27 protein-coding genes are annotated in these 26695 nt (G+C 67.7%); 11 read left to right on the forward strand and 16 right to left on the reverse strand.

Features of this window, described 5'->3' with window-relative positions; genetic code table 11:
- The first annotated feature begins 185 nt into the window (after positions 1-185).
- From ACZK0Z_RS01770 to ACZK0Z_RS01785, 4 genes are read left to right on the forward strand one after another with little or no spacing between them, the layout of a single operon-like run.
- Complete coding sequence (locus tag ACZK0Z_RS01770) at positions 186-1082, forward strand: ABC transporter ATP-binding protein (protein WP_100443745.1); 897 nt, start codon at positions 186-188, stop codon at positions 1080-1082.
- Positions 1079-1861, forward strand: coding sequence for an ABC transporter permease (locus ACZK0Z_RS01775; RefSeq protein ID WP_197632536.1), 783 nt, complete (start codon positions 1079-1081; stop codon positions 1859-1861). Before ACZK0Z_RS01770 ends, ACZK0Z_RS01775 begins: the two co-directional genes overlap by 4 nt.
- Positions 1862-1867: 6 nt before the next feature.
- A complete protein-coding gene (locus tag ACZK0Z_RS01780; RefSeq protein ID WP_197632537.1) occupies positions 1868-3091 on the forward strand; it encodes a histidine kinase in 1224 nt (407 codons plus the stop codon).
- Complete coding sequence (locus ACZK0Z_RS01785) at positions 3088-3690, forward strand: response regulator transcription factor (protein ID WP_025878350.1); 603 nt, start codon at positions 3088-3090, stop codon at positions 3688-3690. Before ACZK0Z_RS01780 ends, ACZK0Z_RS01785 begins: the two co-directional genes overlap by 4 nt.
- Before the next feature lie 555 nt (positions 3691-4245).
- Here the strand turns inward: ACZK0Z_RS01785 and ACZK0Z_RS01790 are convergent.
- From ACZK0Z_RS01790 to ACZK0Z_RS01830, 9 genes are all read right to left on the reverse strand, one after another.
- Complete coding sequence (locus ACZK0Z_RS01790; RefSeq protein WP_197632538.1) at positions 4246-4782, reverse strand: cytochrome b/b6 domain-containing protein; 537 nt, start codon at positions 4780-4782, stop codon at positions 4246-4248.
- Entirely contained in the window at positions 4779-5882 is a 1104-nt protein-coding gene (locus ACZK0Z_RS01795) for a catalase (RefSeq protein WP_197632539.1), read from the reverse strand. The genes ACZK0Z_RS01790 and ACZK0Z_RS01795 overlap by 4 nt, the downstream gene beginning before the upstream one ends.
- 322 nt (positions 5883-6204) lie before the next feature.
- The gene (locus ACZK0Z_RS01800; RefSeq protein WP_197632540.1) at positions 6205-7572 is read right to left on the reverse strand and encodes a leucyl aminopeptidase family protein; all 1368 of its coding nucleotides are present in this window, start codon (positions 7570-7572) and stop codon (positions 6205-6207) included.
- Positions 7573-7575: 3 nt separating this feature from the next.
- On the reverse strand, positions 7576-8295 hold the full coding sequence (locus tag ACZK0Z_RS01805; RefSeq protein WP_049429638.1) for an HAD family hydrolase: 720 nt from the start codon (positions 8293-8295) through the stop codon (positions 7576-7578).
- A 140-nt stretch (positions 8296-8435) separates the two neighbouring features.
- On the reverse strand, positions 8436-9545 hold the full coding sequence (locus tag ACZK0Z_RS01810; protein WP_197632541.1) for an AI-2E family transporter: 1110 nt from the start codon (positions 9543-9545) through the stop codon (positions 8436-8438).
- Between the two features lie 67 nt (positions 9546-9612).
- A complete protein-coding gene (locus tag ACZK0Z_RS01815) occupies positions 9613-10068 on the reverse strand; it encodes a hypothetical protein (protein WP_049429640.1) in 456 nt (151 codons plus the stop codon).
- Positions 10065-10535 carry a phage holin family protein gene (locus ACZK0Z_RS01820; RefSeq protein WP_197632542.1) on the reverse strand — a complete coding sequence of 157 codons (471 nt, stop codon included), beginning with the start codon at positions 10533-10535 and terminating at the stop codon, positions 10065-10067. Before ACZK0Z_RS01820 ends, ACZK0Z_RS01815 begins: the two co-directional genes overlap by 4 nt.
- Before the next feature lie 8 nt (positions 10536-10543).
- Positions 10544-10909 carry a hypothetical protein gene (locus ACZK0Z_RS01825; protein WP_004153835.1) on the reverse strand — a complete coding sequence of 122 codons (366 nt, stop codon included), beginning with the start codon at positions 10907-10909 and terminating at the stop codon, positions 10544-10546.
- 100 nt (positions 10910-11009) lie between these two features.
- The gene (locus ACZK0Z_RS01830; protein WP_049429642.1) at positions 11010-12443 is read right to left on the reverse strand and encodes a Do family serine endopeptidase; all 1434 of its coding nucleotides are present in this window, start codon (positions 12441-12443) and stop codon (positions 11010-11012) included.
- Between the two features lie 491 nt (positions 12444-12934).
- On the opposite strand from ACZK0Z_RS01830, the gene ACZK0Z_RS01835 reads away from it, so the two are divergent.
- Complete coding sequence (locus ACZK0Z_RS01835; protein ID WP_049429643.1) at positions 12935-13816, forward strand: hypothetical protein; 882 nt, start codon at positions 12935-12937, stop codon at positions 13814-13816.
- A gap of 106 nt (positions 13817-13922) precedes the next feature.
- Positions 13923-14615, forward strand: coding sequence for a hypothetical protein (locus tag ACZK0Z_RS01840; RefSeq protein ID WP_049429644.1), 693 nt, complete (start codon positions 13923-13925; stop codon positions 14613-14615).
- A 15-nt stretch (positions 14616-14630) separates the two neighbouring features.
- Here the strand turns inward: ACZK0Z_RS01840 and ACZK0Z_RS01845 are convergent, their stop codons facing one another.
- Together ACZK0Z_RS01845 and ACZK0Z_RS01850 are read right to left on the reverse strand one after the other, a co-directional pair.
- On the reverse strand, positions 14631-14990 hold the full coding sequence (locus tag ACZK0Z_RS01845) for a DUF1428 domain-containing protein (RefSeq protein ID WP_049429645.1): 360 nt from the start codon (positions 14988-14990) through the stop codon (positions 14631-14633).
- 91 nt (positions 14991-15081) lie between these two features.
- The gene (locus ACZK0Z_RS01850) at positions 15082-17484 is read right to left on the reverse strand and encodes a DPP IV N-terminal domain-containing protein (protein ID WP_197632543.1); all 2403 of its coding nucleotides are present in this window, start codon (positions 17482-17484) and stop codon (positions 15082-15084) included.
- Positions 17485-17694: 210 nt separating this feature from the next.
- Between ACZK0Z_RS01850 and ACZK0Z_RS01855 the strand changes: the two genes are divergently transcribed.
- Positions 17695-18267 (forward strand): OmpO family porin, encoded by a 573-nt coding sequence (locus ACZK0Z_RS01855; protein WP_032130335.1) that lies wholly within the window; start codon positions 17695-17697, stop codon positions 18265-18267.
- A gap of 190 nt (positions 18268-18457) precedes the next feature.
- Entirely contained in the window at positions 18458-19129 is a 672-nt protein-coding gene (locus tag ACZK0Z_RS01860) for a response regulator transcription factor (protein WP_197619912.1), read from the forward strand.
- A gap of 7 nt (positions 19130-19136) precedes the next feature.
- Here ACZK0Z_RS01860 and ACZK0Z_RS01865 read toward each other — a convergent pair whose 3' ends face one another.
- A complete protein-coding gene (locus tag ACZK0Z_RS01865; RefSeq protein WP_049429648.1) occupies positions 19137-19526 on the reverse strand; it encodes a DUF6165 family protein in 390 nt (129 codons plus the stop codon).
- A 178-nt stretch (positions 19527-19704) separates the two neighbouring features.
- Here ACZK0Z_RS01865 and ACZK0Z_RS01870 point away from each other — a divergent pair, with 178 nt between their 5' ends.
- Positions 19705-20403 carry a TorF family putative porin gene (locus ACZK0Z_RS01870; protein ID WP_049429649.1) on the forward strand — a complete coding sequence of 233 codons (699 nt, stop codon included), beginning with the start codon at positions 19705-19707 and terminating at the stop codon, positions 20401-20403.
- On the opposite strand, the gene ACZK0Z_RS01875 is transcribed toward ACZK0Z_RS01870, so the two are convergent.
- Positions 20400-21548: an MFS transporter gene (locus tag ACZK0Z_RS01875; RefSeq protein WP_329861007.1), complete on the reverse strand. Its 1149-nt coding sequence runs from the start codon at positions 21546-21548 to the stop codon at positions 20400-20402. The two genes, ACZK0Z_RS01870 and ACZK0Z_RS01875, sit on opposite strands and share 4 nt — an antisense overlap.
- Before the next feature lie 144 nt (positions 21549-21692).
- On the opposite strand from ACZK0Z_RS01875, the gene ACZK0Z_RS01880 reads away from it, so the two are divergent.
- Entirely contained in the window at positions 21693-22580 is an 888-nt protein-coding gene (locus ACZK0Z_RS01880) for a LysR family transcriptional regulator (protein ID WP_049429651.1), read from the forward strand.
- Here ACZK0Z_RS01880 and ACZK0Z_RS01885 read toward each other — a convergent pair.
- Positions 22549-23016 carry a YehS family protein gene (locus tag ACZK0Z_RS01885; RefSeq protein ID WP_014035693.1) on the reverse strand — a complete coding sequence of 156 codons (468 nt, stop codon included), beginning with the start codon at positions 23014-23016 and terminating at the stop codon, positions 22549-22551. The genes ACZK0Z_RS01880 and ACZK0Z_RS01885 overlap by 32 nt on opposite strands.
- Before the next feature lie 144 nt (positions 23017-23160).
- On the opposite strand from ACZK0Z_RS01885, the gene ACZK0Z_RS01890 reads away from it, so the two are divergent.
- The gene (locus ACZK0Z_RS01890) at positions 23161-23913 is read left to right on the forward strand and encodes an SDR family NAD(P)-dependent oxidoreductase (protein ID WP_049429652.1); all 753 of its coding nucleotides are present in this window, start codon (positions 23161-23163) and stop codon (positions 23911-23913) included.
- 147 nt (positions 23914-24060) lie between these two features.
- On the opposite strand, the gene ACZK0Z_RS01895 is transcribed toward ACZK0Z_RS01890, so the two are convergent.
- Together ACZK0Z_RS01895 and argS are read right to left on the reverse strand one after the other, a co-directional pair.
- Positions 24061-24972, reverse strand: a complete 912-nt coding sequence (locus tag ACZK0Z_RS01895) for an SPOR domain-containing protein (protein WP_197619913.1) — start codon at positions 24970-24972, stop codon at positions 24061-24063.
- A 21-nt stretch (positions 24973-24993) separates the two neighbouring features.
- Positions 24994-26682: an arginine--tRNA ligase gene (argS, locus tag ACZK0Z_RS01900; protein ID WP_049429654.1), complete on the reverse strand. Its 1689-nt coding sequence runs from the start codon at positions 26680-26682 to the stop codon at positions 24994-24996.
- Between the last annotated feature and the right edge of the window lie 13 nt (positions 26683-26695).

A 26695-nucleotide genomic window follows, 5' to 3' on the forward strand; every position in this document is an offset into this window, starting at 1 on the left:
TTCGGGCGGGTGTGGCCGGAAGAGCGGACGGCGGCGGTTCCGGCGGTGGAGCGTGCGGCACAGCATGAAGGCAGGCACAGCGATGACGGCAGTGACAGCTGTCATCCGATGACACTGACGGCGGCAACTGCGAAATGTGACCACGGCGGCACAGGATGGCAACGTCCCCGCTACCGGTACCGCCCATGGATCCGATCGCCCCGTCGCTGGCCCGCCTGCAGCAGGTGCAGGTGCGCTATCGCGACCATACCGCCCTGCATGGCATCGACCTGCAGGTCCGCGCTGGCCAGGTGCTGGCATTGCTGGGCCGCAACGGTGCCGGCAAGAGTACCGCGATCAGCGTGCTGTTGGGCCTGCGCCGCGCCGACGCCGGCCAGGTCGAGCTGCTCGGTGGCGACCCGCAGCAGCGTGCCAGCCGCCTCGGCCTGGGCGTGATGCTGCAGAGCACGAACCTGCCGCCGATGCTGCAGGTGGACGAGCTGGTGGCCCAGGCCAGTGCCTGCTACCCCGACCCGATGCCGTTGCAGGAGGTACTGCAGCGCGCCGGACTGCAGGCGCTGGCGGGCCGCCGCTACGGCCAGCTGTCCGGTGGCCAGCAGCGCGCCGTGCAGTTCGCCAACGCACTGTGTGGGCGCCCGCGCGTACTGTTCCTGGACGAGCCCACCACCGGGCTGGACATCCAGGCGCGGCAGACCATGTGGCAGGCCATCCGGCAGCTGGTGGCCGAAGGCTGCGGCGTGCTGCTGACCACCCACTACCTGGAGGAGGCCGAGGCATTGGCGCAGCAGGTGGTGGTGCTGGAACAGGGCCGGGTGTTGGCCGACGCGCCGCTGGCCGAACTGCGCCTGGCCGAGCGGCCGCGTCGCATCCGCTGCCGCAGCGTGCTGTCCGCTGAAGAGGTGCAGTACTGGCCGGGCGTGCAGCAGGTGCAGCGCGACGGCGAGCATCTGCAGCTGCTGGCGAGCCCGGCCGAGCCGGTGGTGGCTCGCCTGCTGGCCGCCGATGCGCAGCTGCGTGAACTGGAAGTACAGGGCGCGGCGCTGGCCGATGCCTTCCTCGACCTGACCCGGGAGGCCGCATGAATACCCTGAATCCGACTGCCGCCGCTGCGCGTCCGGTATCGACCTGGCGGCGCGCGCTGCGCCCGTACCGTGCCGAACTGCAGGCCGAGCTGCGCCGCGCCTGGCGTACACCCGCCTTCGCCGTACCCTCGCTGCTGTTCCCGGTGCTGTTCTACCTGTTGTTCGGCGTGTTGTTGGGCCGCGGCCATGCATCGCTGTACCTGCTGGCCACCTACTGCGTGTTCGGTGCGATGGCGCCGGCCCTGTTCGGCTTCGGCGTGCAGCTGGCGCTGGACCGTGAAGGCGGCCTGCTGACCCTCAAGCGCGCGCTGCCGATGCCGGCGGCGGCACCGTTGCTGGCGCGACTTGCGATGGCCGTGATGTTCGCGCTGCTGGTGGCCGCTCTGTTGATCGGCGTGGCGCGCGCGATGGGTGGCGTGCAGCTTCAGGCGGTGCAGATGCTGCAGCTGATGGCGGTGGCGGGGCTGGCCGCGCTGCCGCTGGGGGCGATCGGCCTGCTGATCGGAAGCCATGTCAGCGCCAGTGCGGCGCCGGCGATGGTCAACCTGGTCTACCTGCCGCTGGCGCTGCTGTCCGGCCTGTGGCTGCCGCTGTCGGCGCTGCCGAAGGTGTTTTCGACGATGGCCCCGCTGTGGCCGACCTGGCACCTGGCCCAGCTGGCGTTGCCGGTGGTGGGGCTGCCGTCGGTGGGCAGCGTCTCCGGCCATCTGCTGGTGCTGCTGGCGGTCACCCTTGTGGCGTTGCTGCTGGCGCGTCGCCGCCTGCGCCGGATCGGCTGAACTGGCATGATCGGCAGCGATCGTCCCCGCCTGGATCACCCCGTGTCGTCGAGCTGGCTTGCTTCCCTGCTGCGCCCCGCACCGGACTCGGCAGTGGCCGACAACCTGCGCCGCGGCAAACCGGCCTGGGCCGATGCCATCCACCTGCTGTGGACGGTGTGGGTGTTCATGACGCCGCTGTTCTCCGGGGGCTACACGCTGCGCTGGCTGGGCTTCACCCTGGCCAGCTATCCGCTGTTCCTGCTGCTGTACGCGCGCCTGCTGTTGTCTCCCCGCCACCATGCGCCACGTTACGCATTGGCGATGACCGCACTGGCGATCGTGCTGGTGCCCTGGTACCCGTCGGGCATCAGCTACTTCATCTTCGGCTGCGTGATGCTGCGGGTCTGCGGGCGTGGCAGCTGGTGGCGCTATCTGCTGCAGCTGGCCGTGCTCAATGCGGCCTTCTACCTGGTGGCCCATCTGGCGCACTATCCATGGCAGAGCCTGGTCTGGGTGCCGGCGGTGTCGTTCATCATCGGCATGGTGGTGAACGTGGAGGCCGTGAACAAGGAAAAGGATGCCGCGCTGCAGCTGTCGCAGGAGGAGGTGCGGCGGCTGGCGACCACCGCCGAGCGTGAGCGCATCGGCCGTGACCTGCACGACCTGTTGGGCCACACCCTGTCGCTGATCACCTTGAAGCTGGAGCTGGCGCGCAAGCTGCACGACCGTGGCGATGCACGTGCGCGGCAGGAGATCGGCGAGGCCGAGGACATCGCGCGTGAGGCACTGGCGCAGGTGCGCAGTGCGGTCACCGGCATCCGTGCCAGCGACCTGGCGGGCGAACTGGCCTCGGCACGCCTGCTGCTGGAATGCCAGCAGGTGCACCTGCACTATGCGTCGCCACCGGCAATGCCGGTGGACGTCGAACGTGGCCTGGCGCTGGTACTGCGCGAAGCGGCCACCAACATCGCCCGGCATGCGCAGGCAACGCAGGCGCGGGTGGATTTCATGCTGGAAGGAAGGATGTTGGCGATGCAGATCCGCGACGATGGCCGCGGCGGTGTGCAGGCCGAAGGCAATGGCCTGTGCGGGATGCGTGAGCGGGTGGCGGCGCTGGGCGGGCAGTTGCAGGTGCAGTCTGCGAAGGGCGAGGGCACGGTGCTGACCGTGCGCGTGCCTGTGGGCGCGGCCACCACACCGCTGCCGCCGGGCGCGCCGCCGACGCTGGCAGCGGGCGGTGCCGCATGATCCGCATCCTGCTGGCTGAAGACCAGGCGATGGTGCGGGGTGCGTTGTCCGCGCTGCTGGGCCTGGAGCCGGACATCGAGGTGCTGGGCAGTGCTGCCGACGGCGAGGCCGCCTGGCGCATGCTGCAGCAGCTGCAGCCGGACATCCTGGTGACCGACATCGAGATGCCGGGCCTGTCGGGGCTGGAGCTGGCGCAGCGCATCGCCCGCCATGAGTTGCCGATCAAGGTGGTGATCGTGACCACCTTCGCCCGCGCCGGTTTCCTGCGCCGCGCGCTGGAAGCGGGCGTGCTGGGCTACCTGTTGAAGGATGCGCCGGCGGAGAACCTGGCTGAGGCCCTGCGCAAGGTAAAGCAGGGCATCCGCGCGATCGATCCGCAGCTGGCGCTGGATGCGTGGTCGCAGGCCGATCCGCTGACCGACCGCGAGCGCCGCGTCCTGCGGCTGGCAGGTGAGGGCCGTACCGCCAGTGAGATTGCCGAACAGCTGGGGCTGTCGCACGGCACGGTACGCAATTACCTGTCCGAGTGCATCGGCAAGCTTGGCGTGGCCAACCGGATCGAGGCGTACCGGCTGGCGCGGCAGAAGGGGTGGTTGTAGGGGAGTACTGCTTTTCCTGGTGATGTCGTTTCCGTGACCGCGGAGGGGTGTCACTTTCTTTGCTCGTGCAAAGAAAGTAACCAAAGAAACACGCCGCCAGATCGCGAGCCGGCGCTGCGCGCCGGTGCCCTGCGCTTCTCGGTGAATCAGGGGACGGCGCCGAACTCGCTGCGCTCAGACACCCGCGCCTCTTCGCCCCTGATTCCCCTGCGATGCTCGGCTCGCTAAAAGGCGGACCCAACGTCAAAAGCCGATGTTGCACCCCGTAGGTCCACGCCATGCGTGGATGCTGTTGCCATTGATCTTGACCTTCAAGTCCGCCTTGAGCGAGCCGAGCACCGCAGGTCCGGCGAGGGCGAAGAGGCGCGGGTGTCTGAGCGCAGCGAGTTCCCGCGCCGTCCCTCGACGGATCGAGGAGCGCAGGGCACCGGCGTGCGAAGCACGTCGGCTCGCGGCCGGCGGAGCGTTTCTTTGGTTACTTTCTTTGCGCGCAAAGAAAGTGACACCCCTCCGCAGTCGCGGAAACGATCCGCCGGGAACTCCCGGCGAGCCCCTTCAATCCTTCCCGCGCGCCATCGCCTGGAACACCCCATCGCGCCGCACCCACAGGTGGAACAGCGCTGCACCCACGTGCATCAGCACCGTGGCGAACAACACATATGCCAGCAGGCTGTGCGCATTGCGCAACGCGGCGTACAGCGCCGGGGTGTGCGGCACGATCGGCGGCAGCTGCAGGCCTCCCCACAGCACGATCGGGTAACCGCCCGCCGACAGCATCGCCCAGCCGATCAAGGGCATCGCCAGCATCAGCGAATACAGCATCCAGTGCGAGGCCTTGGCCGCCATCACCTGCCACACCGGCAGGTCGGCCGGCAGTGGCGGCGGGCGATGGCGCAGCCGGTTGTACAGGCGAAGCAGCACCAGCAACAGGATCGCGATGCCCAGCGGGCGGTGCAGGTCGATCAGCACGGGACGCAGATGCAGCGAGGCGACCATGGTCACGCCGATGAACAGCATGGCGATGATCATCAGCGCCATGGTCCAGTGCAGCACCCGCGCCAGCAGGTTGAAGTGGCCGTTGTGGGTGTTCATCGCGCGGCCTCCTTCGGTTGCTCGACATTGCCGCTGGCGCGCTCGCGTTCGCGACGGTTGAAGGATTGCGAATAAACGGCCGAACGCGCAGCCAGGATCGGATCGTCACTGCCGCGCACGCCGCTGGGCAGGATCAGCGGATCGAAGTTGATCTGGCCGCAGGCGCCTTCCTCCTGCGACTGCATGCGGTCCAGGCTGAGTACGCCGGCCACCACCTCATCGCGCGACGCGGGCCACGGCACCGATGGATCATCGATGGCATCGCCGGGCGCGGCGATGGTCACGACCAGGTTCCAGCGCACCGGGCCGCTGGCCAGGCGCTGTTGCAGTTCCTGGCTGAGGAAATCGACGCTGGCCTGCTTGCGCGTTTCCGCATCCATCTCCACCACTGCCGCCTGCGGCTGCCAGCGCCAGCGCACCGCACGCTTCTGGCCCTGTGCATTGGTGAACCAGAAGCTGTTGACGCTGTTGAAGGTGGTGTCGGCCCAGCTGCTGGTCCACGGTGCGGTCTTGGCCCACTGCTGGAACGCCTGCGCACTGGGGTATTTCGCCAGCACTGCCGCCATCTTCTGTGGGTCCGGCTTGCCGGTGGCCGGGTCGGGAATGGAGGCACGCGTCTGCGCGTAGAACGCCTCGGCGTTGGGCACGGCGAAGAACGGGAAGCTGTTCATCGCCATGCGCCATTCCTGGCCATCATCACTGACCATCTGCACCGCGATGCTGCGGACGCGTGCGGTGTTGTCGGCGCCGTAGGGATCGCCGCCGCCGATCGACAGCCGCCCCATCACCGGCACGCGGCGCTGCGAGAACACCCGTGCACTGGACAGGGTGGGAGCCTGCGCGCTTGGTTCGAACCAGCCGCTCACGCACACGCCTTTGCTGTGCGCACGGCGGAACCCGGGATGAGCCGGGCCGGTGGCTTCGATGGTGTCGGTGAAGCGCTGCGCGGTCAGGCGGCCGCCAATCCATCCGGCCAGCCAGGCGAAGGCCAACGCGACCGCACCCAGGATGAGCGCGATCAGTGCGATCCAGAGCAGGGGTGAATGCTTGCGTGGTGCGCCCGGCGTCTGGCCGGCGCGGGTGTAGCGGAAGAGCGACATGGTCGGAGTCCTGCCTTCACGGAGCGTGTGGGTGGTCGACCCACACATCCTCGCAGAACCCGGCCGCGGCCGAAATTCAATTTTTCGTCAAACTTCCAGCCCTGCCAACGCCCCGGTAGAGTCGACTGTCAGTCGACTCGCGCGCGCAGCGCGGGGTTTTCACGGCCGGTTCCAATTGAAGAGCAGTCGGATCCAAGAGCAGTCGGATCCAAGAGCAGTCGGATCCAAGAGCAGTCGACTAACAGTCGACTCTACCGTGCCCATGCCTGCTCCGGCGGTCGGGTCGGGTACGGCGTGCCGACCAAGGTCGGCACCCACCCGATCAGCTGTAACGCGCCTTCAGCATCGCCCATGCCGAGCGCAGCGCCAGCGCTTCGCCACCGGCGGGACGGCCCGGGCGTTCGCCGTCGTTCCAGGCATACACGTCCAGGTGCGCCCAGCGCTGGCCGTCTTCCAGGAAGCGTTCCAGGTACAGCGCGGCGGTGACCGAGCCGGCCATGCGCGAACCGGCGTTGGCCAGATCGGCGATGCCGCTGCTCAGGTAGCGCAGGTAGGGGCGCCACAGTGGCATGCGCCAGACCGGGTCGCGGGTTGCATCACCGGCCTGCAGCCACTGCTGGGCCACCGTGTCGTCGTTGCTGAACAGTGCCGGCAGGTCCGGGCCCAGTGCGATGCGCGCGGCACCGGTGAGGGTGGCGAAGTCCAGCACCAGGTCCGGCTTCTGCTCGCCGGCGAAGGTCAGCGCGTCGCACAGGATCACGCGGCCCTCGGCGTCGGTGTTGTCAATCTCCACGCTCAGGCCCTTGCGGGTAGCGATCACTTCGCCTGGACGGAACGCATCCGGACCGATCGCGTTTTCCACCGCCGGCACCAGCAGGGTAAGGCGCACCGGCAGCCCGCGCGCCATCACCAGGCCGGCCAGGGCCAGCGCGTGTGCGGCGCCGCCCATGTCCTTCTTCATGTTGCGCATGCCGTCGGCGGGCTTGATGTCCAGGCCGCCGGTATCGAAGCACACGCCCTTGCCGACCAGCACCAGCGCCGGATCGGTGTCCTTGCCCCAGCGCAGCACGACCAGGCGTGGCGCACGGTGCGAAGCGCGACCCACGGCGTGGATGGCCGGGAAGTTCTGCTTCAGCAGCTCATCGCCGGTGATCGCCTCGACCTGCGCGCCATGTGCATCGGCCAGGGCGCGTGCGGCGTCTTCCAGCTGCTGCGGGCCCATGTCTTCGGTCGGGGTGTTGACCCAGTCGCGCACGCGCAGGCTGGCGGCGATCAGGTCGGCCACTTCGCCGGACGGTGCAGCCACCAGCTGCGCCGGTGCGCGGTTGCGCTTGCGGTAGCGGTCGAAGCGGTAGCTGCCCAGGCCCCAGCCCAGCTGCAGCAGCGCCAGTTCGGCGGCCGGCAGTTCATTGGCCAGCTGCCAGACGCTGCCTTCGGGCAGCGCGTGCGGCGCATGCGCATAGCTGTAGGCATCGCCACGATCACCCACGCCCATCACGGCACCGGCCAGGCCATCGGTCCCCGGCAGCAGCGCCACGCTGTGGGCGCCGGCGTTGAAGCCCTGCGATGCCAGCCATGCCTGGGTGGCAGCCGGCTGGCCGTCCTTCCACGCGGCGAACTGCTCGCGGTCCAGCACGTACAACGGCAGCGCCGCGGCGGTGTCGGCGGTGAAACCAGTGATCTCGCTCATGCGTCAGATACTCCGGGGTGCGGCGGCGTCGAGGTTGGCGTCCAACCAGTCGGCCAGGCCGGTAAGGGTGTCGAACTGCAGGTCCGGCTGCAGTTGCGGATGGGTCCAGGTGGCAGCCTCGCGGTTGATCCAGCAGCCGCGCAGGCCGGCGGCAATCGCTCCGGCCACGTCCATCTCGGCGTGGTCGCCGACGTGCAGTACCTGGGCCGGCGCCACACCCAGACGGGTGCAGGCGGCGTGGAAGATGCTGGCCTCGGGCTTGGCCGCGCCGTGTTCGCGCGAACCCAGCTGGAAGACGAAATGATGGGCCAGGCCGATCCGTTCCAGGTCGGCATTGCCGTTGCTCAACGCCGCTACCGGCACCCGCGCGGCGATACGCGCCAGCGCGTCGATCGCATCCGGGTAGCACTCGACCTGGTTGCGCGCGGCGTAGAACACCTCATACGCCGGTTCCAGCAGATCGAGGCTGGCGCCACTGGTGTGCAGCGCTTCGTGCAGGGTCAGCCGGCGCAGTGCGCTCAGGTCGTGGTGGAGGTGCGGATGGGCGTGGTACAGCCGCTCGCGCAGTTTGCGCATCGCCGCCACCGGATACATCGCAGCGGTGGCCGGGCTGTGTTCGCGCATCCACGCGTGCAGGACCTGTTCGATGCGGGCGCCGATCGGAGCGAACGGCCACAGCGTGTCGTCAAGGTCGAGGGTGATGGCTTGGACGGGGAAATTCACCCCGCCATTCTACCCCTGCCCGCGCGGCCTTTCATGCGGCGCGGCGGGCGGGGCAGCCGGGTTCGGGGCGGCGCAGGTTGCCTGCCAGTTATGCCCTTGCTCCTGTTCCTGTGGCCTGCGTTACCTGTCTTCAGGCCGGCTCATTCCAGCAGCCTTGCCCAGCCCTGCATGCCGTCCAGCCGCGCCAGCACCAGCTTGATGCAGACCAGCAGCGGCACCGCCAGCAGCAGCCCGATCATGCCCCAGGCCCAGCCGAACACCATCAGTGCCAGGATCAGCACCAGCGGCGACAGCTTCATGCGACGGCCCAGCACGATCGGGGTCACCATCTGCCCTTCCAGGGTGTGCAGGGCCAGGTAGGCGGCGGCCGGCAGCAGTGCCTGCAGCGGGTCGCGGAACTCGACGAAGCCCATCAGCAGCATCAGCGCCACGCCGATCAGCGGGCCCACGTAGGGGGCGAAATTCAGCAGTGCGGCCACCGTGCCCCACAGCAACGCCTCCTGCAGGCCGATGCCGAACAGCATCAGCACGCCAGCGAACACCAACCCGACCAGCGTATTGATAACGCTGATGGTCAGCACATAGCGCGAGACCTCGCGCTCGATCGAACGCAGGATGTCACTGGTGAATCGCTGCTGCTGGCGGTTCGGGAACAGGGCGATGGCCGCGCGCTGCAGGCTCTGCCCATAGATCATGAAGAACAGCGTGAGCAGCACCACCGCCAGCACCGAGGCGGCCAGACGTGGCGCGCGGGTCAGCATGCGGTAGGGGTCGTCCATCTGGGTGCGGATCACCTGCACCTTGTGGTTGCTGTCACCGCCGGCCACGCGGGCGAAGTTCTCCGCCGCCTGGTTGGCCTGCTGCACCGGCTTGGTCAGGTCCTGCACCTGGCGCGCCACCTTGCGCAGCTGCTGCGGCGCTTCCTGTGCCCAGTCCATGGCCGGACCGATCAGCTGCACCGCCAGCGAACCGGTCACGCCCAGGCCGGCGCCGAGGATCAGCAGTGCGCCCAGCGCACGCGGAATCCACAGTTTCTGCAGCAGGCGCAGGATCGGATTGCCGACCAGCGCGAAGAACACCGCCAGCAGCACCGGCAGGATGATGTCCTGCGCGGCCCACAGCGTGTAGCCCACCGCCAGGGTCGCCAGCACCACCAGCGACATCGGCCCGCGCGGGCGCGAGGGGGACGGCAGCGGTGCCTCCGGATCCTGCGGATCGGCCGGTGACGGGGACAGGAGGGACTCGCTCATCGACGCACCAACCGGGAAGGGGAGCGCATTATCTGCCGGCCGCGATCGGCGCGGCGGATTACATGCATCAACGTTCGGACAGCTCGGTGGCCGCTTCGGCCGGCCGCGGTTCGCGCAGTTCCGGTTCGGGCACGGGCCGCGCTGCCGGCGCAGGTCGCTCGGCGGTCGCCGACGTTGCCGCCTGTGCCTGTTCGCTGGCCTCGTCGGCTTCCTCGGCCGCGTCGTCGGCAGTGGCCGCGGCCTGCGCTGCCATCGCCGTGGCAAATGCCGCCTGTGCGCTGGCGAACAGGTTCGAGACCGAACCGACCATCTGCAGCCAGCGGGCACCATTGACCTTGCCCGGCACTTCCAGCTTGCCGGCGATGAAGCCACCTGCCAGGCCGACCACCACGATGCGCAGCGGCGACCACCCCTGTCGCCAGACCTGGCTGAGCGTGGACCAGTGGTCCTGGGTCTCGCCCAGGCGCACGGTCACCACCTGTTCGCAGCGTTTCACCCGCCGCTGCAGCGCACCGAACTTCATGGCTTGCCCTCGGGCAGCTGCACGCCGGCATCGGGGTCGTCTTCGCTGGGCTCGTCGAACAGGCCCAGGCGTGACAGCTGGCGCCGGGTGGCATGCATGCCGGTGTGGTGGAAGAAGTAGGACACCCGCCAGATCGCATAGCCGGTGACGGCCAGGCTCAGCAGCGAGGTAATCAGCAGGGCCTGCAGCCAACTCAGGCCCCAGCTCTCCAGCAGTGCGATGAGGGTGGCGGCCATCAGCAGCCACGCCGAGGCACCAAATACGATCGCCACGCCGGCCCAGGCCAGCGCACGACCAAACGCACTGCGGGCCAGCGCGAAGTCGGCCGAAGCCAACCGGCGCAGCGAGCGCACGGTGTGCTTGGCCGAATCGGCAGCGGCACGACCGGCCGCGCCGACCTGGCGGATGCTCTCATCCAGCGGCGGGGTGGCCGCCGGATCAGGCGCTTGCGTGTTGTTTTCGCTCACGCTGCGGCTTACTTGTCGCTGCTGCCGCGGGCCAGCTTGGCGATGATCCAGCCGGCTGCGAAGGCGACGCCGAACGAGGCCAGCGGACGTTCGCGGATCAGTTCGGCGGCGCTGTCGATCAGGTCCTTGCCCTTGTCCATCAGCGCATCGACCTGTTCCTTGGCGGCGGCACCGCCGAACTCGGCGGCGGCCAGGCCGGACAGTGCGCTGTCGGACAATTCAGCCTTGACGTTGGCCTTGCCGATGCGAAGCTCGTCGGTCGCTGCACCGGTTGCACCCTTGATCGCACCGCCGGCGGCCGTAGCGGCCTGCTTCAGGTGGGAACCGGCTTCACCCAGGTGTTCCTTCAGGTTCTCGGTATTGGTGGGGCTCATCGAATCACTCCTGTTGCGATGGGGGAACGGGGTCGGCGGTGCCGACCTGGACTGACAGCAATAGCATTGCCGGGGTATAGGGGGTGTTACGGCAGGGCGATCAGCGCATCACGAGCTGGCCCTGCTGCTGGCCATTGTTGCGCAGCACGCGCAGCACCAGCGTCGGCGGGCGCTGCTGGAAGTTGGCACGCCAGCTGGCCAGGTCGGCGAATTCGCCCACGGTGGCATCGGTGATGATGTCGCCCTGCTGCAGGCCGTTGCTGGCGGCGCGGCTGCCCCGCTTGACCTCGCTGACCAGCACGCCGCTGGCGCCTGACTGGCGCAGCGACTCGGGCAGGTCGACAAAGGTGGCCCCACCCAGGCGCGGGTCCAGGCTGTCGCCGGTGACCGCGCGTGCCTGTTCCTTCAGTGTCGCCTTGATCTGCAGCGGCTTGCCTTCGCGGCGTACGTCCAGCGTCAACGGGCTGCCGACCGCCGCCAGGCCTTCCACGTTGTGCAGGGCTTCGGCGCTGTCCACGCGCTGGCCATTGGCCGACACCACCACGTCGCCCGGCTTCAGGCCGGCCGCGGCGGCGGCCGAACCGGCCAGCACGCGGGTGATCAGCGCACCGCGGGTTTCGCCCAGGCCCAGGCCCTGCGCGATCTGTGCGGTCAGGTTCTGGCTTTCCACGCCCAGCGTGCCGCGTACCACCACGCCGTGCTTGACCAGCTGGTCGACCACGCTGCGCGCCAGGTTCGAGGGAATCGCCAGGCCCAGGCCGATGTTGCCGGCCATGCTGCCCTGCGGGTTGAAGCTGGCCGTGTTGATGCCGACCAGCTGGCCCTGCAGGTCGACCAGCGCGCCACCCGAGTTGCCCGGGTTGATCGACGCGTCGGTCTGGATGAAGTTCTGGTAGCCCAGCCCGCGGATGCCGCTGCGGCCCACCGCCGAGACGATGCCGGAGGTGACCGTCTGGCTGAAGCCGAACGGATTGCCGATGGCCACCACGAAGTCGCCCACCCGCAGCTGGTCGCTGTTGCCGAGCTTGATGTCGGTCAGGTTCTGCGCCGGGATGCGGATCAGCGCGATGTCGGTGTCGCGGTCGGAGCCGAGGAACTCCGCCTTGACCGTACGCCCATCGGCCAACGTCACCTGAACGTCATCGGCGTTGTCGATGACATGGTGGTTGGTCAGCACCAGGCCCTCCTTGGCGTCGATGATGACGCCCGAGCCCAGCGATTCGTTGATGCGTTCCTGCGGGATGTCCGGGAACAGGCGCCGGAAGAACGGGTCGTTGAAGAAGGGGTTGCGCACGCGAACCACCTGCTTGGTGTTGACGCTGACCACCGCCGGCATCGCCTTCTCCAGCATGGGTGCCAGTGACGGCACCTGCTGCCCGGCCACTGCAGCCGGCAGAGCCGCCATGGTCGGTACCACCGCCGGAAGCGGTGCGGCATCGGCACGGTTGTCCAGGTGGGCGTTGATGCCGGTGGCAACGAAGCCACCGAAGGCGGCGGCGATTGCGAGCGTGAGCAGGGTAGGTAGCGGTCGCATGGGAGTCGGTTCGCTGGCGGGAAGGGGGGGCGGTTCGTCTCTACGGTAAAACAAGCTGAATGAGTGTGTCGCGATCTGGATAAATGCGCCATGAAAAACAGGTATGCGAACGGTGCGTCGAGAGCCGGGCACCTGACCCGCGGCGACACCCATCGAGATGATCAGGACACCTCCGAGAGCCACCCTTCGCCGCGCGGACGCAGTCGGATACTTGCGCAGTTCCGCGCAGGGAGGTGCCGCACTGCGCCACAACGCATGCCTGCCGTTGCACGTGCGCAGGTGCGCGCAGCGGCGACGATCAACCCGGTGGGCGGCGGCGCACAGTCCTTAAAAAAAGGGGTTTCCTGAAAACCTGCCGCAACGCGAGGGGTGGTCGACTACACCATTGTCGTCGCAGCAGATGCGATTGCTGGCGCATGACCCGTTCCACGATCGTCAATGTCGGTATAGCATCGCCCCGTTTTGATACTTAAGGCCCCCAGGAGGGCAACATGAGCAACGGTAATGGTGTGTCGGTCGTGACCGACGCCGTCGAGAACGTCAAAGAAACCGCCACCAACGTTGGCGAGACCATCGCCCACGCTGCCGAAGACGCAGTGAAGTCGGTCAAGAAGACCGTCAAGCGCGCCACCAAGGCTGCCGGTACCCGCGTTGCCAAGGCCAAGAAGGCCGTGGCCAAGGTCGAGAAGACCGTTGCCAAGAAGGCCGAGAAGGCTGCCAAGTCGGTCGGCAAGACCGTTGCCAAGGCCAAGCAGAAGCTGGAAGCGGCCAAGAAGAACGCCAAGGCCGAAGCCGCTGCCCTGAAGAAGGAAGTGGCCAAGAAGAAGGCGGCTGCCGGCAAGACCGTGACCAAGAAGGCTGCTGCTGCCAAGAAGACCACCAAGGCTGCCGGCAAGAAGGTCGCCACCGTGAAGAAGGCCGCCACCAAGAAGGCTGCCGTCGCCAAGAAGACCGTTGCCAAGAAGACCGCGGCCGCCAAGAAGGTGGTCGGCAAGAAGGTCGCCACCGCCAAGAAGGCTGTGGCCAAGAAGACCGTCGCCGCCAAGAAGGTCGCCGGCAAGAAGGCCGTGGCTGCGAAGAAGGTTGTCGGCAAGAAGGTTGCCGCCACCAAGAAGGTCGCCACCAAGAAGACCGCCGCTGCCAAGAAGGTTGTTGGCAAGAAGGTTGCTGCCACCAAGAAGGTTGCCACCAGGAAGACCGCTGCTGCCAAGAAGGTTGTCGGCAAGAAGGCCGCCGTTGCCAAGAAGGCAGTTGGCAAGAAGGTTGCCGCCACCCGCAAGACTGTCGCCAAGAAGGCTGCGCCGCTGAAGAAGGTCGCCGCCAAGAAGGCTCCGGCCAAGAAGGCCGTGCGCAAGGTCGCCAAGCGCAAGTAATCGCGCCGTGACCGAAGGCCCTGCCACCCCCCGGGTGGTGGGGCCTTTCGCGTTTCTGGGACGCGGTCTGGGGCAAGATGCAGGTTCTTCCGCCGGAGCCCCGGGCATGCGTGGTATCGACTTCAGTTCCTGGCAGGGCGTGCTGTCCACGTTGGCCGGCCTGGTCCTGATCACCCTGCTGGGCGTGGGCATCCGCCTGCTGGTGATGCAGACCCTGCAGCAGCGCCGCGAGCGCGAGAACCGGCAGATCAACGAACGGCTGCGCACGCTGATGGCGGCCTACAAGACCCTGGGCGGTTCGTTCACCGGCGAACTGGGTGTGGATCCCAGCCATCGCCGTGACCTGCGCCAGCGCGAAGATGCCGAGGGCATCGCCGAGCCCCGCTCGGATCGCGCGCGCCGCATCCGTGATGCCGTCGAGGCCGCGTTGTCGGACATCCTGTTGCTGGGCACCGACGAACAGGTGCGGTTGGCCGCGCGCGCTGCCAACGAACTGGCACAGGGGCGGCCGGTGCACACCCACGAACTGGTGGTCTCGCTGCGCGACTTCGTGCGCGAGGCGCTGGATCTGGCGCCGATTCCGGCCGACCTGCAGATTCCACCGCAGGGGCCGACCCGGCCCGGTGCCAGTGGTGGCGGCAAGGGCCGCAACGACGGCGATGCCAAGGGCGGTCGTGCGGGTGGTGGTGGAAGTGGCGGTGGCGGAGTGGGAGCCGGCATGGGCGGCGTGGGCCTCGGCGCCGGCGCCGCCCTGGGCGCCGGCCATGCCTCCGCCAGCGAAGAAACGGACGCGCGCTGAGCACGTCCGCCCGGTTCAGCGGGTCAGTTCGTAGATCGGCACGAAGCCGCCGTAGATCATCCGCGCGCCGTCGAACGGCATCGGATTCCTCGCAGGATCAAACCGCGGGTCTTCCATCATCTTCTTCATGCCGGCGTCGCGGGTCGGCTTGTCCGGCCATTCGATCCACGAAAACACCACCGTCTCGTCTGGCGTGGCTTTCACTGCGCCGAAGAAGTCGGTGGTCTTGCCGTGCGGCACGTCGTCTCCCCAGCACTCGACCACGCGCAGCGCGCCGTATTCGATGAAGACGGGATCCCCTGTGCGTGCGTGGGCGAGGAACTTCTCCTTGTTGGCGGTGGGCACCGCCAGGACGAAACCATCGATGTAGCTCATTGCCTGCCTCCGGATGGACCGTGCCGCATGCACGGCCTTCAAGTACCCGACGAACCAGGGCGTCGTGGATCGACATCCTGTGTGCGCCTGTTCAGCCCGGACCGCCGGGCAGCGGCGCCAGCACCGTATCCGGTGGCTGCTGGCCGGCCAGGTGGCGCACGAAGTAGTCCCACATGCGGTGCGTGTAGGTGGCGTCGTTGCGGAACAGTTCGTGGTCCTGCCGGGCCAGGTACAGCAGGTCGTAGCTGCGCTGGGCCTTGTTCAGGGCGGCGGCCAGCTGCAGGGTCAGCGCCGGTGGCGCGTTCTCGTCCAGTTCGCCATAGACCAGCAGCAGATGCCCGCGCAGGTTGCCGGCCAGTGCCGCATTGTCGAGCCCGGCAAAGGGCGCCGGCACGCCATCCGCCATGGCCGTAGCTGGCAGCACGCCACCGAACAGCCGGTCCATGCCGTGCAGGGCGCCGCCGTAGATGCCCTGGAAATTGTGGCTGCCGGCCGAGGCCACGCCTACCTTGTAGAACGCCGGATAGCGCAGCAGGGCGCGCGCTGCGCTGTAGCCGCCGAACGAATGCCCATAGATGCCGACCCGCTGCAGGTCGATGCCCGGGTAGCGTTCGCCCAGCTGGCGCAGCGCAGCCACATGGTCATCCAGCTGCACATCGGCGGCGCGCAGGAAGCTGCTGTCATGGAATGCCTTGTCGCGGCCACCGGTGCCACGCGCATCGATGCTGACCACCATGAAGCCGAGTTCGGCCAGGCTGGCGCGTGCCACCGGGTTCAAGGCAGACACCGCCTCGGCGTAGGTCACCGGTGCATTGCTGATGAAGGAACCACCGTACATCGCGTCGATCACCGGGAAGCTGCCGTCATCGCGATAGTCACGGGGCAGGTAGACGGTGGCGAAGATCGGCGTGCGCCCATCGGCGGCCAGCAGCCGCTCGCGCCGTGGTGGGCGCCAACCGGCAGCAACGATCGCGCTGTCATCGGCTGTTTCCAGCACCATCACTTCACGGCCGTCATCGCTGGCCCGCAGCACGGTGCGTGGTGGCTGGTCGAGACGGGAAACGGTATCCACCAGATAGCCGCCGCCCGGCGACAGCGCCTGCGGCGCGCGTGCCCCGAACAGCGCGCCGGTACCGGCATCGGCCATGTGGTCGTTGCCATCGGCGGCCAGGCGCTGGATCGGACCGCCCTGCAGCGATACCCGGTACAGGCCTCGCACGTAGGGGTCGCTACCGTCGACGCCACCGGCGCTGAAGTACGCCCAGCCACCCCCAGCGTCCACACCCAGCAGGTCACGCACCACCCATTTGCCGCGGGTGAGCTGGCGCAGCACTTTGCCGTCGGACAGGCGCACCCGGTACAGATGGCCCCAGCCATCGCGCTGCGAGAACCACACGGCGGTGTCCTGCCCGGGCAGGATCGCCACCGCTGGCCGGTTGTAGGAATACACGTTGAGCTGCAGGCGAGTGTCGCTGGCTTCTTCCAGAACCGTGCGCAATGCACCGCTGTTGGCATCGATCTCCACCAGGCGCAGCCTGCGCGGCGTGCCGAAGTGCGCGATCACGGCATACAACCGATCACCGTCCCAACCCAGGATGCCGGCCTCGCTGAGCGTGTTCCAGCCCTCGGGCAGCGCGATGTCATGCTGCCTGCCGCTGAGGATATCGATCACATACAGGCTGTCGCGGACCTGCTGTGCATCGCCCAGTACCCCCAGCTTCACGGCATGCACGCGCGGCCGCGCGCTGTGGGTCGGGCTGCTTTCCAGATAGGGATAGTCCTGCAGCGCGCGTTCGTCGTAGCGGATGCCGGCTGCGTAACGGCCATCGGGTGACCAGCTCACCGCGAACGGTCGTGCCGGCATCCGGCCCTGACGGCGTGGAATGCCGCGCAGGGTGAAGTCCGGCAGTACGCCATAGCCATGCCCGGTTTCACCGCCGTGGGTCAGTACCTGCGGCGCCGCTCCAGAGCGCTGCAGCCACAGGTTGTGGTCGCGTACCTGCAGCCAGGCATCACCGCCGGGCGACGGCAGTGCATCAGCCGGCGGCAACGCCTGTTGTGCGGCCGTGCACTGCAGGCGTGGCCATTGGCAGTTGATCTCCGCTTCGCCGTTGAACTGCAGGCGCAGGCCATCATCCAGTACCTGCACGTTGTTCAAGCGCAGGCGTGGCCCGCTGGCACCCAGCGGTGCAACTGCGGCGCCCAGCGCATCGGGTTCGAACAGGATCTGGCGCGTAGCCTGGATTGGATCGACCAGTATCGCCTGGCGCCGGCCCTGTGTGTCTTCGCGTTCGTACCAGAAGCGCCCATCCGCCAGCCAGTGGGGCAGGACCGAAGCATTGCGCAGCGCACCGCGCAGATGACTGTCATGCACGCGTTCGGCGCGCTGGTAGTCAGCCGCCTGCAGCGCGTGCGCAGCATGGATCGGAAACAGGGAAGCGCAGGCCAGGAGGGCGGCGCGAACAGACATCAGCAGCGGATCGGAAACGTGCAAGGCAACCTCCTGTTGCAGTCGGCGACGAATCACAAATGCACGCGCGCCGCGCGCGTATGCCAGACGAAGCCTGAATCAAGCCCAAAAATTCAGCAATGCGAAGACGGCTGCTTTCAGGGAGCGTTGTGGCGAATAACGGAGAATTTACATTCCCGATGCGATGGCGCCCTGGCGCTGCTGCACACCATAAGAAAGTAAAGGTGTACCCCCATGAAGAATTCGCTGATTGCTCTGGCCCTGGCCGCTGCCCTGCCGTTCACCGCCTCGGCTGCTGAGAACCTGTCCTACAACTACGCCGAAGCCGACTACGCCAAGACCGACATCGACGCGTTCAAGGCCGACGGCTGGGGCGTGAAGGGTTCGTACGGCTTCCTGCCGAACTTCCACGCGTTCGGTGAGTACAGCCGCCAGGAAATCGACCACACCAACATCAAGCTGGACCAGTGGAAGATCGGCGCCGGCTACAACGTTGAAATCGCTCCGACCACCGACTTCGTTGCCCGCGTTGCTTACCAGAAGCGCGACCAGAAGCACGGCCTGGACTTCAACGGCTACAGCGCTGAAGCTGGTATCCGCACCGCCTTCGGTGCCCACGCCGAAGTCTACGGCATGGTCGGCTACGAAGATTTCTCGAAGAAGCACGGCATCAATCCGGAAGGCCAGTGGTACGGCCGCCTGGGTGGTCAGGTCAAGCTGAACCAGAACTGGGGCCTGAACGGCGAGCTGAAGATGAACCGCGATGGCGACAAGGAATACACCGTCGGCCCGCGTTTCAGCTGGTAATTGCTTCCTCGGCGCGCCTGCGCGCTGAAGATGCCTCGACAGGCCCGGCTCATGCCGGGCCTGTTGCGTATCCGGCCGGGCAAACGCCATCTGACCGAGTCACGCCGGGGCCACGGCATTGCAACGAATTGGATTCCGCACGCGCCAACTCCACCCTAGGGTGGGTGGCCTGTTCTGCAGGAATGCAAAGATGCCCACGTTCCAGTCGCCCCGCGATCCTCCCCGCCGGTTGTTGCTGCTGGATCCGCACCCACTGCTGCGGCATGGCGTACAGGAACTTCTGGCGAAGCAGGCGGGCCTGCGCGTGGAAGGAAGCTTTGGCTGCAGCGGTGACCTGCTGCAACGCCTGAGGCAACAGGAGGCTGCGATCGATCTGCTGCTGGTTGATGCATTGCCGATCGGCGACAGCGGAGAAGGCCTTGAACTGCTGCGCCACGTATCGCTGCACTGGCCGGCAATGCCGATTCTGGTGCTGTCGGCGCACTGTAACGCTGGTGTCGTGGCCAGGGCACTGCAGGCGGGGGCGCGCGGGTTCCTGTCCAAGACCTGCGCCCCACAGATGCTGCTGCGGGCGTTGAGCGTGGTGGGCCGTGGTGGACGCTTCGTGCCGCCGGAACTGCGAGCGCAATTGAACCAGTCACGCCGGCAGCGCCAGCAGTCCATGCGTCCACTGCGATTGAGCATGCGCGAACGAATGGTCCTGCAATGGGTGTTGCGTGGGGGCAGTACCGGCGAGATGGCACGCCGCTGCGGTCGTTCGCCCAGCACCATCAGCACGCAGAAGCGCGCGGCCTATCGCAAGCTGGGCATCCGCAACGATAGCGAGCTGTTCCGCTTCCGCCATCTGATCGAAGCGGATTGAGGGGCAACTACTCGCCCTGGTACTGCTTCTCCTCCACCAGCGCCGAACCTGCCACCCGGTTGATCTCGTTCTTCACCTGCACGCGCTCGCCATTGGTGCCATAGACACCGCGTGCCAGCTGGATGAAGGCATCGTCGAACACCTGGGCCGCTTCCTTGTCGCGCAGCTGGTCCTGGATGTCCCACATGCGCTCGTTGATCGCCTTCAGCTGCTGCTTCAGCACGGCCAGCGCCGGCTGTGCCTGCAGCTGCTGCTGCAACAAGGGAAGCAGGCCGTCCAGCTCGGTGCGTACGTTGGCCAGCTTGGCGGCATCATCGATGCGCTCGGCCTTGATCTCGAGAATGGTGATCTTGTCGATCAGCTCGCCGATCGATACCGGAGTCAGGATGGCATCCACGCAGTTGGTCCCTTTGAACAGGGCGCCATGATACCGCGCCGGTGGTGCCCGGCCCCGGTCTGCTGGATTTACGCCGAATTTGCGCTGCGGACCCGGCAGCACCCTCGATCCGTTACGGCCCCTCCTCCGACACTGCCGTCCCGGCGGCCAGACCGCCTTCGACGAGGAAAACAGTGCAGTGAACAGCAAGGGGACAATGGCGGCGGCGGTGGCCGCGCTGGCAGGGCTGCTTGGCATCGGCAGCGCGCAGGCACAGGTGCAGGTGAGCGGCAACATGGCGTTGACCAGCGATTACGTGTGGCGTGGCAGCTCGCAGAGCGATGGCCAGCCGGCCGTACAGGCGGGCGCCAAGGTCACGGTGGGATCGGGCTGGTACGCCAGCGTGTGGGGTTCCAATGTTTCGTTCAAACCGGACAACGGCGCGCGCAGCGAATTCGATCTGGTTGCTGGCTGGTCGGGCGCGCTGGCCACGGACTGGACGCTGGATGCCAACCTGACGCGCTACGTGTATCCAGGCACCGGCCGCGCGCTGGACTGGACCGAACTCAACACCACGCTGACCTGGAAGCAGCGCGCCTGGCTGCAGGTCGCGCACTCCAACGATGCGCTGGCCGGTGGCCATCGTGGTACCTATGCCCAGCTCGGTGTGCGTGTGCCGCTGCACGAGCGCGTCCGTCTGGAAGCGGCGGTGGGCCAGTACTGGCTGGCCACCGCACAGGGACCGGATTACCTGCATGGCCAGCTCAGTGCCATTGCCACGTTGACGCCGGCGTGGGAGCTGCGTGCCACCGTTCACGACACGGACAACGCAGCCAAGCGCCTGTTCCCCGGCAACGCCGGTGGGCGATGGGAGCTGGCGCTGCAGGGCAGCTTCTAGTCGGCCATCGAGGCCTGGCGTGCACGCAGCGCGCCGGGCAGCCACAGCAGCAGCGCCAGCACGGCCACGGCAGCACCGGCCACGCAGACGCCGGTCCAGCCGAAGCGCTGGTAGACCTGCGCCGACAGCAGCGAACCCAGCGAACCGCCGATGAAGTAGCCGGTCATGTAACCGGCATTGAGGCGATTGCGTGCCGCAGGCTGCAGCGCATAGATCAGGTTCTGGTTGCTGACGTGCAGCAGCTGCGCAGCCAGGTCCAGCACCACCACGCCCACCAGCAATGCCAGCAGCGAGTGCGCGGACAGCCCCAGCGGCAGCCACGACAGCAGCAACAGCAGCAGTGCGATGGCGGTGGCGCGACCGGTCTGGCCACGGTCGGACATGCGCCCGGCCAGGCCGGCGGCCAGCGTGCCGGCCGCACCCACCAGGCCGAACAGGCCGATGGTGGCGTCGCTGTAGGCGTAGGGCGGCTGTGCCAGCAGGAAGGCGAGCGGTGTCCAGAAGATCGCGAACATGGCGAAGCTGCAGGCGCCCAGCAGGGTGCGCTGGCGCAGCACCGGTTCCTGCACGAACAGCACGCCGATCGAGCGCAGCAGTGCGAAGTAGCCGAGGCCGGCGCTGTGGTGGAATCGCGGCAGGCCGCGCTGCAGCGCCAGTGCGGTCACCACCAGGGTGCCGGCCGCGATCGCGTACACCAGGCGCCAGTCACCCAGGCTGGACAGCAGGCCAGCGACGGTGCGGGCCAGCAGGATGCCCAGCAGCAGGCCGCTCATCAGCGTGCCGACCACGCGGCCGCGATGCTCGGGGGCAGCCAACGTGGCCGCGAACGGCACCAGCACCTGTGCCACTACCGAGAACAGGCCGGTGATCGCGGTACCCACCAGCAGCCAGGCGAGCGACGGCGCGCAGGCGCTGATCACCAGGCCGCCGGCCGACAGCAGGCTCATTACCACGATCAGGCGGCGGCGCTCGAACAGGTCGCCCAGTGGCACCAGCAGGATCAGCCCGGCGGCGTAGCTCAGCTGCGCGGCGGTCACCACCATGCCGACCTGGCCGAACGGCACGCCGAAGGCATCGGCGATGGTGTGCAGCAGTGGCTGCGCATAGTAGTTGCTGGCCACCGCCACGCCGGTAGCGACCGACATCAGCAGCACCTGCCAACGGTGCAGAGGGGGAAGGGACGGGCTCACGCGATGTTCCAGGAAGCGGGGGGGCACAGTGTCCGCCTGCTGCGAGCATGATGGAAATGAATCATCATCATCCGTACCATCTGGAAACAAGATAGTTGTATGAACCTCAAGCAGCTCGAATTCGCCGTGGCGCTGGCCGAAGAGAGCAATTTCACCCGTGCCGCCGAGCGCTGCCACGTGGTGCAGTCCGCGCTCAGCCACCAGATCGCCCACCTGGAACAGGAACTGGGTGCCACGCTGTTCGAGCGCCTGCCGCGCCAGGTGCGGGCCACCGCCGCCGGCGAGGCGTTGCTGGTGCACGCACGCCAGGTGCTGGCCAGCCTGCGCCACCTGCGCGCCGACGTGGCCGCCGTCAGTGGCGAAGTGGGTGGGTTGCTGGCCATCGGGCAGATTTCCTCGCTGACCGGCATCGACGTTGTGGCGATGCTGGCGGCCTTCCAGCGCGTGCACCCGCAGGTGGAGTTCCAGCTGCACGTGGACAAGAGCGAGGACCTGATCGCGCAGGTACAGTCGCGCGCGCTGGATGTGGCACTGGTAGGCCTGGCGCCTTCGGCAGCGCTGGACGGTGTCTGCCACCAGGTGCTGCAGGAGGAGGATCTGGTAGCGGTAATGGCGCCATCGCACCGGCTGGCCGGGCGCAAGCGGCTGCCATTGGCCGCACTGCAGGATGAAGCACTGGTCGACTTCCCGCGCGGCACCGGCGCACGCCAGCAGACCGATGATGCTTTTGCCGCAGCCGGACTGCCGCACACGGTCCGTTTCGAGGTCAACCTGATGGAACTGGTCGAGCGCTTCGTCCGCCATGGGTTGGCGGTCGGCATCGTGCCGGCATTGATCGCCGATGGGTTCCAGGGTGTGGTGCAGATTCCGCTGCAGCCGACCCCGACCCGGCGCGTGCACCTGGTCTGGCAGCGCCTGCCGACACCAGCGGCGCGGGCGTTCGTCGACGCCGTGCTCAGCCGCGCAGGCGCAGGCTCAGACCCTTGAGGAAGTTGCGCAGCATCTGGTCCAGGCAACGCCGGTAGTTGGCGTGCCCGGGTTGACGGAACAGCGCGCCCACTTCCGACTTGGAGACATTGAAACCTGCGCTGGCAAAGATCTCCATCAGATCGACGTCGCGCAACTGGAATGCCACGCGCAGCTTCTTCAGCACCAGGTTGTTGTCGATGCGGGTTTCCACCGCACGCTGCGGCTGGCTCTCGTCGCGACCGCGCAGGTGCACGATCAGGCCGTCGAGGAAGTGGGCCAGCGCGCTGTCGTTCATCGCCTCGAAACCGGCTTCGTCCTCGCGGCGCAGCCAGGCTTTCACCTGTTCGGTATCCACGGCGAAGGCCGGGTCGGCCATCTGGCACAGGGTCACCACGTGCTGGTCGCCCAGGTCCAGGGAGTAGCGCACGCTGCGCAGGACATCGTTGTTGATCATGGCCCATTGTACCGGCCCCCCTGCAGCTGGGGTCAGATCCCTGTGCGGAGCAGAGGGATCTGACCCCGGATCTGGCCGATCCGGCAACACAGCGGCCAACCGACGATGCCAGAATGGGGGTCTGGTTTCCCCTGGAGTTGCCTGATGACCCGCACTGTCCTGATTACCGGCGCCACGTCCGGCTTCGGCGCCGCCGCCGTCCACCGCTTCGCCCAGGCGGGCTGGAAGGTGATCGCCACCGGCCGCCGCGGCGAGCGCCTGCAGCCGCTGGTCGACCGCTACGGCAAGGACGTGGTGCACGCCGCCGTCTTCGACATCCGCGATGCGGTGGCGATGGAAGCGGCGCTGCTGGCGCTGCCGCCGGCGTTCGGTGAGATCGACCTTCTGGTCAACAATGCGGGCCTGGCACAGGGCACAGCGCCGGCGCAGAGCGCGAAGCTGTCGGACTGGACCACGATGATCGACACCAACATCACCGCGCTGGTGACCCTGACCCACCGCCTGCTGCCTCAGCTGGTGGAGCGCAAGGGCGCGATCATCAACATTTCGTCGGTGGCGGGTGTCTACCCGTACCCGGGCGGCAACGCCTACGGCGGTACCAAGGCCTTCGTCAGCCAGTTCTCGCTGGGCCTGCGTTCGGACCTGCACGGTACCGGCGTGCGCGTGACCACGATCGAACCGGGCATGGCCGAAACCGAGTTCACCGTGGTCCGCACCCACGGCGACCAGGCGGCGTCGGACAAGCTCTATACCGGCGCCAACCCGATGACCGCCGAGGACATCGCCGAGCAGATCTTCTGGGTGGCCACGCTGCCGCCGCACCTGAACATCAATCGCTTGGAACTGATGCCGGTCAGCCAGTCGTTCGCCGGCTTCCAGGTGGCCCGCGAAGGCTGACCTGCGCCGTACGACGTCTCGTGCCATCGCGGAAGTGTAGAGCCGAGCCCATGCTCGGCTTCGTCGGGATTCAGCCGAGCACGGCTCGGCTCTACAGAAACAGAAAAGCCGGGCAATGCCCGGCTTTTTCCATTTGGATCCGGCAGGTTACTGCGCCTTGATCGCCATCGCCTGCAGGCCGGTGCCATCCAGCTTCTGCTTGGCTTCGGACAGTTCGCCGGCGCTGCCATACGGCCCCATGCGCACGCGGTACACGGTCTTGCCGTTGATCTGTGCCGACTCCACGCGTGCCGCAAGACCCATCATCGCCAGCTTGGCCTTGGTCGCTTCTGCATCGCCGGAGGCACCGAAGGCGCCTGCCTGCAGGATGTAGCGGGCGTTGTCGGCGGCCGCCGGTGCGGCAGCGGCCGGGGTACCCGTCGTTGCCGGTGCAGTTTCCGCGCGTGCTGCCGGCGTGGCGGCGGCGGTGCTGGTCGAGGCCGGGGCCGTGCCGGCCGGTGGCGTTGCCGCGGCCGGGCGTTCACTCAGCGGTGCCGGCAGCGGACGGCTGGTGGCGGTCACCTGCGCGGTGCTGGACACGCTGGCGGTGGCCGCCGGTGCCGGTGCCGGTGCGGTGGTGGTCGCCGGCGGAACCGGCTTGCCTTCCAGCGCAGCCTGCGCGCGTGATGCTTCGGCCTTGGCCCGGCGCTGCTCTTCGGCACGTGCGCTGGCAGCCAGTTCGGCGTCGGACATTTCGACTTCCTTGCCCGGCAGCAGGGTGTAGAAGTCGTACTGGGTGGCGGCCGGCTTTTCCGGTTCGGCCGGCTTCGGCGTCGCCGGCTGCGCGGCCGGCTGGGTGCCGACATCGCTGTCGGCATCTGCGACCGGCGCCGGCTGCGCGTTCGGGTTCGGTTGCGGACCGGCGCGCAGGAAGCCATCGCCCTCGCCCTTGAACAGGTTCGGCGCCGCCAGGAACACCACGGCCGCGATCGCTACACCGGCCACCAGCCACACCCATCCGGGTGTGCCCTGGCTGCCGCTGTTGCGTCGTGCCTGGCTTTTGCCGCGTCGTGCTGCCATGAGTACTGCGTCTCCTGATGCTTACATTTTTTCCGGGGCGCTGACGCCCAGGAGGTCGAGGCCATTGGCCAGTACCTGGCGCGCCGCACAGGCCAAGGTCAGCTTGGCGTTGCGGTCGGCGGCGTCATCCACCAGCACCGGCGTCCCGTGATACCACGTGTGGAACGCGTGCGCCAATTCACGCAGGTACTGCGCCACCAGATGCGGTTCCAGTGCCACGCCGGCCGCTTCCACCACTTCCGGATACCGCGAGATCTCGTTCATCAGCAGCAGAGAGGCGTCGTCGGCCAGGCGGCCGAGGTTGGCCAGGCCGTTGCCCTGTTCGTACACCAGGCCCTTCTCCTGAGCTTGGCGCAACAGGCTGCAGACGCGGGCATGCGCGTACTGCACGTAGAACACCGGGTTGTCGTTGCTCTGCTGGCGTGCCAGGTCGATGTCGAAGGTCAGCTGCGAATCGGGCTTGCGCGCGATCAGGAACCAGCGGGTCGCATCGCGGCCGGCTTCCTCGATCAGGTCGCGCAGGGTGAAGTAGCTGCCGGCACGCTTGGACAGTTTCACTTCCTCGCCGCCGCGCATGACGGTGACCATCTGGTGCAGCACGTATTCCGGCCAGCCCTGCGGGATGCCCACTTCCATCGCCTGCAGGCCGGCGCGCACGCGCGCCAGCGAGCCGTGGTGGTCGGCGCCCAGCTCGGTGATCGCGCGCTCGTAGCCGCGTTGCCACTTGGACAGGTGGTAGGCTACGTCCGGCACGAAGTAGGTGAAGGTGCCGTCGGACTTGCGCATCACGCGGTCCTTGTCGTCACCGAAGTCGGTGCTGCGCAGCCACAGCGCGCCACCTTCCTCGTAGGTATGGCCCGAGGCCTGCAGCTTGGCGACCGCTTCAGCAACCTTGCCGTCGGCGTACAGCGAGCTTTCCAGGAAGTAGATGTCGAAGTCGACGCCGAACGCGGCCAGGTCCAGGTTCTGCTCGTTGCGCAGGTAGGCCACGGCGAAGCGGCGGATCGCCTGCATGTCGTCCGGGTCCTTGGCGCCAACCACGGTGCTGCCTTCCAGGTCGACGCTGGCGCCGGCCATGTAGGCGCGGGCGACGTCGGCGATGTATTCACCGCGGTAGCCGCCTTCCGGCCAGCCGTCCTGGTCAGGCGCGATGCCCTTGATCCGTGCCTGGGTGGACAGCGCCAGGTTCTCGATCTGAACGCCGGCGTCGTTGTAGTAGAACTCGCGCTTGGCGTTCCAGCCGTTGGCATCGAGCACGCGCGCCACGCAGTCGCCGATCGCCGCCGCGCGGCCATGGCCGACATGCAGCGGACCGGTCGGGTTGGCCGACACGTACTCCACGCCCACCGTGCGGCCATTGCCGGACAGGTTGCGGCCGTAGTCGTGGGCTTCCTTGATGACCGAAGCGGCTTCACGCTGGTACGCAGCCGGAGCCAAGTGGAAGTTGATGAAGCCGGGGCCGGCAATCTCGACCTTGCTGACGTCCTCGCTGCGCGGCAGCGCCTCGACCAGCGCCTGTGCCAGTGCGCGCGGATTGCTGCGCGCGGCCTTGGCCAGCAGCATCGCGGCGTTGGTGGCGAAGTCGCCGTGGTCGCGGGTCTTCGGGCGCTCGACCACGAAGTCCGGCGGCAGGGAGTCGGCGGGCAGGGTGCCATTGGCGCGCAAGGCTTCGATGCCTTGGCTGATCAGGGCGCGGAGGAGATTTTTCACGAGGCCTGCTGTG

This window comes from Stenotrophomonas sp. 116085_Sma (genome assembly GCF_056479585.1).